Origin of the sequence: Nostoc sp., from assembly GCF_036917775.1 — a bacterium.
Taxonomy (GTDB): domain Bacteria; phylum Cyanobacteriota; class Cyanobacteriia; order Cyanobacteriales; family Nostocaceae; genus Nostoc.
The window spans coordinates 1-13669 of the sequence record NZ_JBALEQ010000149.1; the positions used below are offsets into that span (position 1 = coordinate 1).

Annotated in this window: 10 protein-coding genes; 5 read left to right on the forward strand and 5 right to left on the reverse strand. The window is 41.8% G+C overall.

Features of this window, described 5'->3' with window-relative positions; genetic code table 11:
- On the forward strand, positions 1–3017 hold a 3017-nt coding region (locus V7K69_RS29455; protein WP_335041133.1), incomplete at its 5' end, for a COR domain-containing protein.
- A gap of 59 nt (positions 3018–3076) precedes the next feature.
- The gene (locus V7K69_RS29460; protein ID WP_335041135.1) at positions 3077–5167 is read left to right on the forward strand and encodes a hydantoinase/oxoprolinase family protein; all 2091 of its coding nucleotides are present in this window, start codon (positions 3077–3079) and stop codon (positions 5165–5167) included.
- A gap of 5 nt (positions 5168–5172) precedes the next feature.
- Here the strand turns inward: V7K69_RS29460 and V7K69_RS29465 are convergent, their stop codons facing one another.
- On the reverse strand, positions 5173–5655 hold the full coding sequence (locus tag V7K69_RS29465; RefSeq protein ID WP_335041137.1) for a GNAT family N-acetyltransferase: 483 nt from the start codon (positions 5653–5655) through the stop codon (positions 5173–5175).
- Positions 5656–5860: 205 nt separating this feature from the next.
- Between V7K69_RS29465 and V7K69_RS29470 the strand changes: the two genes are divergently transcribed.
- Positions 5861–7438: a hydantoinase B/oxoprolinase family protein gene (locus tag V7K69_RS29470; protein WP_335041139.1), complete on the forward strand. Its 1578-nt coding sequence runs from the start codon at positions 5861–5863 to the stop codon at positions 7436–7438.
- A gap of 150 nt (positions 7439–7588) precedes the next feature.
- Here the strand turns inward: V7K69_RS29470 and V7K69_RS29475 are convergent, their stop codons facing one another.
- Complete coding sequence (locus V7K69_RS29475) at positions 7589–7804, reverse strand: hypothetical protein (RefSeq protein ID WP_335041141.1); 216 nt, start codon at positions 7802–7804, stop codon at positions 7589–7591.
- 216 nt (positions 7805–8020) lie between these two features.
- Between V7K69_RS29475 and V7K69_RS29480 the strand changes: the two genes are divergently transcribed.
- Together V7K69_RS29480 and ygfZ are read left to right on the forward strand one after the other, a co-directional pair.
- The gene (locus tag V7K69_RS29480; protein WP_335041143.1) at positions 8021–9541 is read left to right on the forward strand and encodes an aminotransferase-like domain-containing protein; all 1521 of its coding nucleotides are present in this window, start codon (positions 8021–8023) and stop codon (positions 9539–9541) included.
- Positions 9542–9702: 161 nt separating this feature from the next.
- Positions 9703–10698, forward strand: coding sequence for a CAF17-like 4Fe-4S cluster assembly/insertion protein YgfZ (gene ygfZ, locus V7K69_RS29485; RefSeq protein WP_335041145.1), 996 nt, complete (start codon positions 9703–9705; stop codon positions 10696–10698).
- A 5-nt stretch (positions 10699–10703) separates the two neighbouring features.
- On the opposite strand, the gene V7K69_RS29490 is transcribed toward ygfZ, so the two are convergent.
- The 3 genes from V7K69_RS29490 to V7K69_RS29500 form a co-directional block, all read right to left on the reverse strand.
- Complete coding sequence (locus V7K69_RS29490) at positions 10704–11651, reverse strand: DUF5331 domain-containing protein (RefSeq protein ID WP_335041147.1); 948 nt, start codon at positions 11649–11651, stop codon at positions 10704–10706.
- A gap of 179 nt (positions 11652–11830) precedes the next feature.
- Positions 11831–12160, reverse strand: coding sequence for a (2Fe-2S) ferredoxin domain-containing protein (locus V7K69_RS29495; protein WP_335041149.1), 330 nt, complete (start codon positions 12158–12160; stop codon positions 11831–11833).
- 101 nt (positions 12161–12261) lie between these two features.
- Entirely contained in the window at positions 12262–13236 is a 975-nt protein-coding gene (locus V7K69_RS29500) for a cysteine synthase A (protein WP_335041151.1), read from the reverse strand.
- Positions 13237–13669 lie beyond the last annotated feature (433 nt).

Sequence of the window (13669 nt, forward strand, 5' to 3'; positions counted from 1 at the left end):
AACTGACCCAACTGCCAGAAGCGATCACATCCCTGACTCAGTTGCAACAGCTTGACCTCTCTCACAACGAACTGACCCAACTGCCAGAAGCGATCACATCCCTGACTCAGTTGCAACAGCTTGACCTCTCTCACAACGAACTGACCCAACTGCCAGAAGCGATCGCATCCCTCACCCAGTTGCAAGAACTTGACCTTTCTGGAAACCAATTGACGGTAATCCCAGAAAGCCTAAGACAACTCTCAAAACTTTTTAGACTAAATATATTCAACAACAAACTCCAATTTCTTCCTCATTGGATTGGCAATTTGCATTCACTCAATCAACTTGCGATTGGAGAGAACAGGTTTATAAACTTGCCAGACTCGTTAAATTCTCTAAAAGACTGTGAGAATCTCACGTGGCTAGATTTAGGAGACTCTGGAGGAAGAGGAATTCCACTTAAAAAACTTCCAGATTGTATCCGTAGACTTAAAAAATTAACAGAACTCATTGCTGGTTTTTGTGAATTGGAGTCAATCCCCAACTGGATTGGTGAGTTGACTAATTTAGAAAGACTTGAGTTATACAACAATCAAATCATCGACTTACCAGTATCCTTAGAAAAGTGTCTTCACTTAAACGAACTCGATCTCAAAGACAATCCCCTCAACCCTGACATTGCTGCGGCATACGAACAGGGACTTGATGCTGTCATGCAATACCTACGGGCAAAGGCAGAAGCACAGATAATTCTGAACGAAGCCAAACTGATCCTAATTGGCGAGGGTGAGGTAGGCAAGAGTTGTCTGCTAGGAGCATTGCGGGGAGATGAATGGATAGATGGTCGCCCCACGACTCACGGGATTGAAATTAAATCTGTAATCGTCACCGATCCCAATAGTGGCACAGAGATATCACTCAATGGTTGGGATTTTGGCGGTCAACGGGTTTATCGACCAACGCACCAGTTGTTTTTCAGTGCGCCAGCCGTGTATCTGGTGATCTGGAAACCACGAGAAGGCCCCCAGCAGGGCTTTGTCAAAGAGTGGATTACACTGATCAAAAATCGAGAACCAGATGCAAAGGTGTTGGTGATTGCAACCCACGGCGGCCCCGGACAGCGACAACCGGACATTGACAGACAAGAAATTCTCGATCAATTCGGCAAAGATACGGTAATTGATTTCTTCCATGTAGACAGCAAACCCAACCAGGATACGACGCATTGCACTGGTCTTACAGAATTAAAACAAGCTATTGCTTGTATCGCTGCGTCTCTTCCTGAAATGGGGCGATCCGTTCCAGCAAAGTGGCAACGAGTGCGGGAAACTTTACAGACAAGTGACAAAGCCTATCTCCCCTACGATGATGTTATTGCCATCTGCGCTGAACAGGGAATCGATGAGGAGCAAGCCGAACTGTTTCTTCGCATCTCCCATATATTAGGGCATTTCATCCATTACCATTACGACCCAACACTACGCGATATCGTCATCCTCAAACCCGACTGGCTGGCAAAGGCGATCAGCTTTGTGCTGGATGATGAAATGACACGCAAACGCAACGGTTTGGTGGAATTTCAGCATCTCAGCCAGTTGTGGAGCTATCCACCGTTTGAAGGCGAAGAAGGCTACCCCTCAAAGTTGCATCCAATTTTTCTGCGGCTGATGGAACGCTTTGATCTATCCTACAAAGTAGTTTTCGATCCGTCAGAAACTAGCAATACCAGCCTCATTGCTCAACTTGTTCCCGATACACGCCCGGAGCCATTGCCCAATTGGGGAGAGCAACCGGAAGCAGGAGATAGACAACAGGTGCAAATCTGCCGTATTGTGGACAGTCGGGGACAGTTTGCAGTTGCAGAAGGATTGTTTTACCAGTTGATTGTCCGGTTGCACAAATACTCACTGGGGCGGACTAATTACGAAAACAGCATTCACTGGCAACGGGGCTTAATGCTTGACAACGACTACAACGGTCGGGCATTGCTGGAGTATGTTAGCACTGATGTAAAAATCACAGTACGGGCAGCTTATCCCGAAAGGTTTCTGTCGTATCTTACAGAAGAGATTAAATGGCTAGTCGAAAATTTCTGGGAAGGATTGCGTTGTAATGTGATGGTTCCCTGCATTGAAACTTGCGGTATGAATATACCTGGAAACGGACTGTTTGAGGTACAGAAACTAATTGAAAGCAAAAAGAAAAATCGCCATGAGTTCCCATGTCCCATTTCCGGGTGTGGTGAATGGCAAAACATCGATCAATTGCTGAATAACGCGCCGACTGCTCAACCTCCATCTCAAGAAATTGGCATTGAGCAGTTCCGAGGTATTGTGAAAGAAGAGTTAAAGGTCATTCGCCGAGATTTGGTTATCTTAGATCGTCGAGATGAAGAACGCTTTCAGAAATTAACTCAGGAGCAGCGCATAATTTTAAGTCAAGTCGATCAGCAGTTTGCAACACTCATGCAGATGCTCACCGATGAAGCTAAAGACGGGCCGCGCCTGTTCAGCTTTAAGCCTATAGATCCAAAATTTTTTGATAGCCGCAAATGGGTCAGAGCTAAGTTTCAACTTACCCTCTGGTGTGAACACGCTCGTCTACCACTTCCAGCCTTAAATCCCGATGATCAGACGAAAGGAGTCTACGAATTAGAGTTTCCCCGCGAGTGGTTCACCAAAGCAGCGCCCTTTCTCAAACTGTTGACGACAACTCTCAGCCTAGTCTTACCTGTGGCAGCTTCCGCAACCAAGTTGATGCTTGATGACACTTCATACAAAGGCATTGAAGAACAACTCGATCTGGGACAGAAAACTACCGAGTCTTTCTTGAAAGGAAGCGATATTGCTTTGGCTGGAAAGAAGAGTGAATCTTCTTTGTTGGAAGGCGATGCAATCCGCGCCCAAGGCTCTATCTTACGAGAATTACACGTCCTTCTGAAAGGAAAAGATCCTAGTTTTGGTGGTTTAGTGCGGGTACAGAACAAACGCCGTGAATTTCTCTGGGTTCATCCTCAATTTGTAGATGAATATTAATTGAGAACGGATATTAGAGCTATTTCGTAATTTTTCATGATTATACAGGAAACAGAGTAATGTTGAAGGTTTTTGCCGATCGCGGTGGTACATTCACAGATATTGTTGCTCTTACTAATAATCAAGCAATTATAGACAGGCTCTCAAGACATCCTGAGCGTTTTTTAATTGTGGCTCTGCCTAATCAGCAATGTATTATAGTTTACAAGCTACTTTCAGAAAATCCCGAACAATATCAAGATGCAGCCATCCAAGGAATTCGGGATATCATGGGTATTTCTGGCAACGAACCCATTCCTACTGAAGCGATAGAAATAGTAAAAATGGGGACAACAGTAGCAACAAATGCACTATTAGAAAGGAAAGGCGATCGTGTCGTTCTTTTCATCACCAAAGGATTTAAAGATGCGCTGCGAATTGGCTACCAAAACCGTCCTAATATCTTTGCGCGTCATATCATTTTACCAACCATGCTTTATGAGCAGGTGATTGAGATTGATGAACGTTATGATGCTCATGGAAATGAATTAATCCCGATAAATATTGAACAAGTCAGAAATGACTTACAAGCAGTTTACAACACAGGTATTCAGAGTTGTGCTATTGTTTTTATGCACAGCGATCGCTATCCCAAACACGAACAGAAAATTGCCCACATCGCCCAAGAAATCGGCTTTACACAAATATCTGTATCTCATCAAGTTAGTCCGTTAATGAAATTAGTTAGCCGAGGAGATACAACAGTAGTTGATGCTTATTTAACTCCTATTCTACGTCGCTATGTCAACCAAATAGCGAGTCAGTTACCTGGAGTCAAATTAATGTTTATGAAATCTGACGGCGGTTTAGTTGCAGCCGAACAATTTCAAGGTAAGGATAGTATTTTGAGTGGCCCGGCTGGTGGTATTGTCGGCGCAGTTCAAACTAGTAAAAGAGCAGGTTTTGAGTTAGTTATCACCTTTGATATGGGAGGGACAAGTACAGATGTCGCCCACTTTAAAGGAGAGTATGAACGACAACTAGATTCAGAAATTGCTGGGGCGCGGATGCGAGTTCCCGTATTAGCAATTAATACGATTGCGGCTGGAGGCGGTTCAATTCTCTATTTTGATGGTTCTAGTTATCGTGTTGGCCCTAAATCTGCTGGTTCAAATCCTGGCCCTGCTTGTTATCGACGCGGGGGGCCATTAGCGGTTACTGATGCCAATGTGATGTTAGGCAAAATTCACCCACAATATTTTCCTTCAGTTTTTGGAATTGATGGGAATTTACCTTTAGATAAAGATACTGTTATTCAGCAATTTACCCAATTAGCCCAAGATATTCAAGCCGCGACATTCAATCATTCTACTCCCGAACAGGTAGCGGCTGGATTTATTGCGATCGCAGTGGAAAATATGGCGAACGCAATTAAAAAAATAAGTCTGCAACGGGGTTATGATGTCAGCCAATATGTGCTTTGTTGTTTTGGCGGCGCAGGCGGACAAGTTGCTTGTTTAATTGCCGATACATTGGGAATGAAAAAAATATTTCTTCACCCTTATGCTGGTGTTCTCTCTGCTTATGGGATGGGATTAGCTGATGTCAGAGCAATTAGAGAAGGGGGAGTAGAACAGCCTTTAACTCAAGCATTAATCCCTAAATTACACCAGTTAATGCACTATTTAGAAACTCAAGCTAGAAGTGAAATAAATGAAGCTAATTCTCAAACAGAAATAGTCAAAAAAGTAAACTTAAAATATGAAGGAACTAACTCTACTTTAACCGTTAACTTTGCCGATGATGTGGTATCGATGCGGCAAGAATTTGAGAATGAACATAAATCCCGCTATGGTTTCATTCAATTAGAGAAAACTTTAATTGTTGAATCAGCCTCAGTAGAAGTCATTCAGAAAATGGAGACTCCCGACGAACCCTTAATTACTCGTACACGTTCTCTAGCTGAAGCCCCCGAAGCCGTTGAGATAGTAAAGATGTTTACTGCTGATAAATGGCATGATACACCTGTTTATCGACGGGAAGATTTACAACCAGAAGATAGTATTAATGGGCCTGCAATTATTGTAGAAAAAATTAGTACTATTGTAGTTGAATCTAACTGGCAAGCGAGATTAACTGAATATAATCATTTAATTTTACAGCGTATATAAACTGTTTATACAGCAAGTATTTGCGGTGTCCAGGTTAAAAAACAGCGATTACCTTCCTGCTCCGTAACTTTTGCACCTAGCCTATCATAAAAACTAAGTCCGCGACTGTTGTGAACATCAGCATTCCAAGCAAGATGGGTACAGTCATTGTCCTTTGCAACTTGAGCTAAATAACTCATTAACGCGGCTCCTGCTCCCTGACTTCTCATATCTTCGTCCACATACAAATCATCAAGCCAAATACTCGGTTGTCCTATAAAAGATGAGTATCTAAATCCATATAAAGCAAACCCAACCACACACTCTGAGATTTCTGCAAATAAAACATAACAAAAAGGTACTGTTCCAAAAATTGTTTTACGTATCTTATCCTCAGTAACTTGAAGCACACCAGAATAAGCACCAATATTTCTATCAAACTCAGACTTTTTTTGGATAAAAGAAAAAATTAGTAATACGTCATCAGGTGTAGCAGTCCGAATTTTCATTTAACTACTTTTAATCACTTTAGTAGATAATATTAGCAAATAATAAGAGTCAAATATAGGAATCCGGTTTGATTTCTGAAAATATACGTAGGATGTGTTAGCGACAGCGTAACGCATCAAACCCATGATTATAGTGCGTTACGAACTCCGTTCTAACACACTCTACAAGACCTAATTTTGTTCAAAAATCAAATAGGAGTCAAATATGTACACAACAACTAAACCCGATCCCATCCGTTTAGAAATATTCAAGAATCTCTATCAATTTATCGCCGAACAAATGGGGATTGTTTTACAAAACACAGCAACATCTGTAAATATCAAAGAAAGGCTAGATTTTTCCTGTGCTATTTTTGACTCATCGGGATTGTTAGTGGCAAATGCCCCCCATATTCCTGTACATTTAGGTTCTATGAGTGAAAGTATCCGCAGTTTAATTAACGATAAAGGCGACACCTTAAAACCAGGAAATGTCTATCTATCTAATAACCCTTATAACGGCGGAACCCACCTTCCTGATGTCACTGCAATTACCCCTGTTTTTATAGAAAATCGTGAAAATACTCCATTCCCTATTCCCTATTCCCCATTCCCCATTCCCCTATTTTTTGTTGCTTCTCGTGGACACCAAGCAGATATCGGTGGGATTACCCCCGGTTCAATGCCTCCTCACAGCACCACAGTAGAAGAAGAAGGAATTCTTTTTGATAATTTTCTCTTGGTTGAAGATGGCAATTTCCGAGAAAACGCAGTAAGACAGCATCTTTCAAATCATATTTATCCTGCTCGTAACCCCGACCAAAATATTGCTGATTTTAAGGCACAAATTGCTGCAAATGAACGAGGAGGACAAGAACTTTATAAAATGGTTTCACAATATGGAATTGAAACTGTTCAAGCTTATACGAAGTTTGTGCAAGCTAATGCTGAAGAATCAGTCAGAAAGGCTATCAACCTTCTCAAAGATGGCTCATTTAGTTATGAGATGGATAATGAGGCAACAATTAAAGTAAAAGTGACAATTCATCAAGAAAGCCGCAGTGCCACTATTGATTTTACCGGAACTTCTGAGCAATTAAATAGTAATTTTAATGCTCCGAAAGCTGTAACTCAAGCAGCAGTGTTGTATGTCTTTCGGACTTTGGTTGATGATAATATTCCTCTGAATGCCGGGTGTCTTAACCCTTTAGAAATTATTATTCCAGTCGGCTGTATGCTGAATCCAACCTATCCAGCAGCAGTTGTAGCAGGTAATGTAGAAACTTCTCAAACAATTGTTGATGCTTTGTATGGCGCTTTGGGTGTGATGGCTGCTTCTCAAGGAACGATGAATAATTTTACTTTTGGTAATGAGCAATATCAATATTATGAAACTATCTGCGGCGGCTCTGGAGCAGGAATTGATTTTGATGGAACTGATGGTGTTCATTCTCACATGACTAATTCTCGCTTGACCGATCCAGAAGTTTTAGAAACCCGCTATCCTGTTCTTTTAGAAAGCTTTAGCCTCCGTCCTAATAGCGGTGGTAAAGGAAAACATTCAGGTGGTAATGGAGTTATCCGCCGCATCCGTTTTTTAGAACCTATGACAGCTAATATTCTTTCTGGACATCGAGTTATTCCTCCCTTTGGATTAAATGGTGGGCAAGCCGGAATTGTGGGACGAAACTGGATACAACGTCACAATGGAATTGAAGAGAATTTAGATAGTACAGCAACAGTAGAGATGAAACCTGGGGATGTTTTTGTGATAGAAACTCCTGGCGGAGGAGGATTTGCATAATTCGTAATTATAGGACTTACGTAAAATATTTCTCAAACTCTCATTTCTCCGTGTTCTCTGCGCCTCTGCGGTTTGTTATTCTATAACTCATACCTAAATCCTAAATTATTGTTCCGTAAGGGTTTGAGACGTTTAAAACAGGTGGATTTTTTATCTGTAATAACACTTATCAATCCAAATTCGCATTTCTTCTTCAGAACCAAAACAGGCAGAGCGTCCTGTCATCGGATCGTAGGCGTGCCAAGAAGAAATATGACCACGCCAGTCTGATTCGTGCCACACTTGGAGGTCAGATCCACTAGCCATCCAGATGACAAAATTTTGCCAATATTTTTGTAAATTTAACAAAACATTAAATTTATTCATAGTGAAAGCACCTGATAAACAGTGAACTATTACTTTTACTTTCACGTAATACTTTTCAACTGAGAAGGTACAGTTTTGGAAAATTTGATCTAGTACAGTTAAGGCGCATTACAACTGGTATAGTAAAAAAACTCTCAACTGTACTAGGTAAAGTTGGTAGAAATAGTTTATATTGCCAGTATTGATGATTATTTAGTCATTGACGAGTGCGCCCAAATGAACATTTTATTAGAACGGCAATCATCTAAACCGATTTATTTACAAATCCGCGATCGCATCAGTCATCTGATTAAATCTGGCGCACTCAAAAGTGGCGATCGCCTCCCTTCTATCCGCTCTCTGGCAGACAGTTTACAAGTTAATAAACTCACGGTTATTGAAGCATATAACGTTTTAGAAGCAGATGGGATTGTTTCTGCTCGGCAAGGTTCAGGATATTTTGTCAGCAGCATTTCTCTTAAAAGCACCAACCTAGAATCTAAATTCGCTCCAGCCCAAAATGTCATAATTACAAAGCCAGAAAAGTGTTCTTTTTATGAGATGTATACTCCTCTGGTGCAAGCACAGACACAGCCAGGAATAATTAATTTTGGCTACGGTTATCCTCGTCCACCAAAAGATATTAACCTCATTGCCAGACGAGCGTTAAGACAAGATGATGCTGATATTTTCTTTCCTCATGAAATGCCTCAAGGACAACTAACTCTGTGTAGACAAATTGCTCAGATGTTAGTACATCAAGGATTAGAGGTTTTTCCAGAAGATTTAATTATTACTAATGGCTCTCAGCAAGGGTTGTCATTAGCGATGAATTATTATGTACAACCTGGTGATTGGGTGATTGTCGAAGCTCCCACTTATTATGGTGCAATTTCTATTTTAGAAAATTTAGGAGCCAAGATTATTGGTATTCCCATGACTGCGGAGGGAATGAATTTAGATTTATTAGAGCAATATCTCCGCAGCCACCGCCCGAAATTAATTTATACGATTAGTACTTTTCACAATCCAACAGGATTGACGACAACACAAAACCATCGTCAACAATTATTAGCATTAGCTGAAAAATATGAGTGTCCTATTTTAGAAGATAATGCTTATGAAGGAATAAATTTTGATGCTGTGCCAGCCCCAATTAAAGCTTTAGATAAAAATAACTTGGTAACTTATTTAAGTACCTTTTCTAAAACTTTAATGCCTGGTTTACGAGTTGGCTATATGGTAGTTACAGGTAAGCATTATCAAGCAATTATTGAGCAGAAATTGCTTCATGACTTGCACACATCCAGTATTTCGCAAACAATAGTTAGCGAATATCTCGCTTCAGGACATTACCGCCGTCACCTCAGCCGACTTCGCACAGATAATCTGCAAAGTCGTAATATAATGCTGCAAGCTTTGGAGCGTTATTTCCCTGAAGAGATCCGGTGGACAGTTCCCACGGGAGGATTATTTCTCTGGGTACAGTTACCAGATGATATTCCGATTGGGACAATTCGTAACGAAGCTTTTGCAGAAAATGTTTACCTGGCGTGCGGTTCGGCATTTTTCCCCGATAAGCAAGGTTATCCGGCGATGCGTCTAACTTTTTGTCTCTCGCCAGAGGAAATTGAGCAAGGTATTTCAATTGTGGGTAAGTTGCTGAAAAAGTACATTTCTAGAGGATGCGTAGATACAGAGCGGCTTGTTGTCAAACACCGTATATCTAATTATCAACCTCTGGTTTACAGTTCATAGGTTAGCACAAGATATCCTAATGTACTTCGCTTTAAGAGTTCGTAATTTAAGCGATCGCTATCGGCATAATTCCTTTCATCCCTTCGCCATTGAAGCCGGAAACGCTTATTTGTTAAGATTTCCAGTGCGACAACATTAAAACAGGGCAACTTATCATCACCATGCCAACATCTACAATTGACGATAAAGACGCAGCAGCAATCCAAGCCGCCAAAGTTGGGGTTGCAATATGCGATCGCACCGCCTGGGGACGTATTAAAGTATCTGGCGACGATCGCCTCAATTTCTTACACAACCAAAGTACTAACAATTTCCAAATACTCAAGCCAGGACAAGGTTGTGATACGGTTTTCGTCACTTCCACAGCTAGAACAATTGATTTAGCAACCGCCTATGTTAGAGAAGATGCGGTAATCCTGCTAGTTTCACCCAACCGCCGCCAATATCTCATGGAATGGCTGGATAAATATATTTTCTATGCCGACAAGGTGGAATTATCTGATATCACAGAATACACCAACACCTTCAGCCTCATTGGCCCAGGAAGCGACGCTGTTTTAGAAAAATTGGGTATTGGCGAACTCATCGGTCAACCTTACGGTAATCACCAAGTATACACGATCGCTCCGGCTGAGGGGGTGCGGATTGCTGTGGGTAGTGGGCTAGCGGCTCCCGGATACACTTTTACTTTCCCCTATACTGACAAAGCAACAGTGTGGAATAAATTGTTAGAAGCTGGGGCAGTAGAAATGAGCGATCGCGCCTGGGATGCCTTGCGAATCTTACAAGGCCGCCCCGCCCCAGATGCCGAACTCACAGATGATTACAATCCTCTGGAAGTTGGTTTGTGGCAAACAATTTCTTTTACTAAAGGTTGCTATATTGGGCAAGAAACTATTGCTCGGTTAAATACATATAAAGGTGTAAAACAACACCTCTTGGGTATAAGACTCAGTGCCCCTGTAGAAGTTGGAAGTGCGATCGCAGTGGGAGACGAAAAGGTCGGCAAACTTACCAGTTTCACAGAAACGGCTGATGGTTACTTTGGACTAGGTTACATTCGCACCAAAGCTGGTGGCGTAGGCTTAAAAGTTAAAGTGGGAGAAACTGAGGGTGAAGTCATAGAAATCCCCTTTGTTTCTCATGATTACCCATAACTAATTTAAGTCAAAATATCTTCTTCTTTATTCCTAGTGCCGTAACAAAATTCATCTACCCAAGAAGCTAAACTACGGGCATTAGTGGTTGGTAAATTCACTTTGCTTTTAACATTTTGTGGTTGAATATTCGCTTGCTTGCCATTGCTTTTAACCTCAGTAGTAATTGCTAGCGATCGCACTGGTTTACCACTACTATTAATCTCAGTAGTAATTGCCAGCAATGCGCCTACAGGGATTCGGACAGATGGCGCGTTGCTTTTAACCTCGGTAGCTAATGCCACAGATGGCATAGTTTTGGCTTTGCTGTTAACCTCACTGGTCATTTCTGAAGGGAGGCGTTCAAGGAGTGATGTCTGACGAGAAGTTGCAAAGTAGCTACGTAGTGGTTGATATTCGCTTAGGAAACCAGAATTTGGCGTTTTAACCGGAGTATCTGGATCGATTTTAGTAGCAAATGCAACAGCTAACTCAGATTTGCGTGTGCGAACTACCTCAGCAGTAGCCGTAAAGGATGGTACAACTGCATCAGTCTGTGACAAGTTGGAGTCTAGAGTCTTGGCAAGAGAATGAAGCGCAATCTTGCTGGCAGTTACAGCAGATGACAAATGTTTATCCTCATAATGCTTCTCATTTGGCGGCTCACTTTCAACTTGGGTTATAGCCATAGAATAGTCTGATTTTGTTAAACCTAACTCTTCATCAGGATTGAAGTTAAGACCTAAAGCGGCGACTATTTTATCTGGATCGTTATTCAGATCCAGCATAAAAGCAAGTATTTCATCAAACTGGGGTTCTAAAACAGACAGTGTTGCCAAAATAAAACCGGACAAAGGACGGCGCAAACCATCGTAAGTGCCCCAAATTCGCATTCTGACCAGCCAGGTAATATTTTGCTTATAGTAAATAAGCCATTTTTGCTTTAAGGATTGACGCAGCTGTTGGATATTCATTGGATGCCTCGCTTCAGTCAACAAGATTACAGACCCTGATATTGAAATATTTAGCTTTATCCTACTAAAAGGGGTTTTAAACCCCATCCCTTATGGGTTGCTTGTTTTGTGTTGGGGTCTAAATCCCCAGACGCTCGAAGACTCGCTATCACAAAACGTAATTGCGAATTGTGAATTGTTTAATTCTGGGGATGAAACCGATAATAGAGCATCTGTTTGACTCTTTGACCACCTAGCAAATGATTTTCTATTAGTAGAGATACTTCATCGGGTCGAACACCGCTATACCAGACCATATCGGGTAATACCAGCACCATTGGCCCATTGCCACATTGCCCCAAACAGCTGCTAGCGGTTACTGTTACATCAGGAATCGGCAAAGCTGTAAAAGCTGCTAATACCTTGGCTGCACCTTGCTTTTTGCAGGTGCGATTTTGACAAACCCGCACACATTTAGAAGAAGGTTGGTCTATTGTCGGAAAGTTTGATGGTTGAGTTATGTTTGTCATTTGTTCTTTGTCATTTGTCCTTTGTCATTAGTCATTAGTCATTCGTCAGTTGTCCTTTGCTAATGACTAATGACCAATGACCAATGACTAATGACCAATAACTAATCTATTGAAAGTCCTTTGGAAGCTAGCCATTCAGGGTTGAATATCCGCGACTGATACCGGGAACCACTATCACACAAGATGGTGACAATGGTATGTCCTGGCCCCAACTGCTTTGCTAGGGCGACAGCTGCGCCAACATTAATACCTGTTGAGCCACCCATTAACAGCCCATCTTTCCTTAAGAGTTGGTAAACTACCCGTAAAGCTTCTTTGTCATCGATTTGGATGGCATCATCAGCAGGTGCGCCTTCCATATTGGCTGTGACGCGACCATTTCCGATGCCTTCGGTGATGGAATTTCCTTCTACCTTGATTTCGCCGGTTTTTACATAGCTATAAAGTGCGCTACCCAGTGGATCGGCAACAACGCATTTAACTGCTGGATTTTGTTCTTTCAAGTACAACGCCACACCAGCATAAGTACCACCAGTACCAGTTGCAGCTGTCCATCCATCTATTTTACCATCTGTCTGTTGCCAAATTTCCGGCCCTGTGGTTTTGTAGTGGGCGTGGCGGTTGGCTAGATTATCAAACTGATTCGCCCAAATAGCATTTTCTAACTCAGCAGCGACTCTGCCAGATAGCTTGACGTAGTTATTTGGATCTTTGTAGGGTACGGCAGGAACGCGACGGACTTCTGCGCCTAATGCAATCAGTGCGTCTATTTTTTCTTGTGATTGGGTATCGGGAATAATAATTAGGCATTTGTAACCTTTGGCGTTGCAAATATGCGCCAGTCCAATGCCAGTATTACCAGCAGTTCCTTCTACAACAGTACCACCAGGTTTGAGTAAACCTTTTTTTTCTGCATCTTCGATGATGTAAAGTGCGGCGCGGTCTTTCACAGAACCGCCAGGATTGAGAAATTCAGCTTTTGCGAGGATTTCACACCCTGTTTCTTCACTGAAGCTGTTTAAGCGAATCAGGGGTGTGTTGCCAACAGCGCCGACGAAGCCATTTTTAATATCCATTTTGACTATACCTGTATGAGTATCTATAAAAATTTTGGCTTATAGCGATCGCATGATTTACATCAAATTTGCCTAAAATCCCATATTGCATTTTCCCACTCAGCAAGCCGACAATAATCATAGTTGTTTAAGCGATCGCATCTGGCAGTCTGATATTTAGGGATTGCATAAGCGCGGATTTCTCACCAAATCTGAAAAAATGGGATCAAAAACGACCCCCAAGGGAGCGTCAGCTGTCTCCTCCTCACGCGAAATCTATAGTAAATGTTAAGCAATATTTCGCTAGCTAACAATATCCAGGCTCACACCTCTATCAACACTGCTCGCTTTGTGCATTTTTAACTCAGCATTGGGTTTGGGGAAAAGGTTAAAGGGTAAAGGTTAAAGGTTTTTTCTTTCCCCTTTCCCCTTTTCCCCTTAACCGACAAGTATT

Coding starts and splice junctions, on each gene's coding strand:
- V7K69_RS29460 (WP_335041135.1), top strand. CDS start 3,077: ATGTTGAAGGTTTTTGCCGATCGCGGTGGTACATTCACAGATATTGTT.
- V7K69_RS29465 (WP_335041137.1), bottom strand. CDS start 5,655: ATGAAAATTCGGACTGCTACACCTGATGACGTATTACTAATTTTTTCT.
- V7K69_RS29470 (WP_335041139.1), top strand. CDS start 5,861: ATGTACACAACAACTAAACCCGATCCCATCCGTTTAGAAATATTCAAG.
- V7K69_RS29475 (WP_335041141.1), bottom strand. CDS start 7,804: ATGAATAAATTTAATGTTTTGTTAAATTTACAAAAATATTGGCAAAAT.
- V7K69_RS29480 (WP_335041143.1), top strand. CDS start 8,021: ATGAACATTTTATTAGAACGGCAATCATCTAAACCGATTTATTTACAA.
- ygfZ (WP_335041145.1), top strand. CDS start 9,703: ATGCCAACATCTACAATTGACGATAAAGACGCAGCAGCAATCCAAGCC.
- V7K69_RS29490 (WP_335041147.1), bottom strand. CDS start 11,651: ATGAATATCCAACAGCTGCGTCAATCCTTAAAGCAAAAATGGCTTATT.
- V7K69_RS29495 (WP_335041149.1), bottom strand. CDS start 12,160: ATGACAAACATAACTCAACCATCAAACTTTCCGACAATAGACCAACCT.
- V7K69_RS29500 (WP_335041151.1), bottom strand. CDS start 13,236: ATGGATATTAAAAATGGCTTCGTCGGCGCTGTTGGCAACACACCCCTG.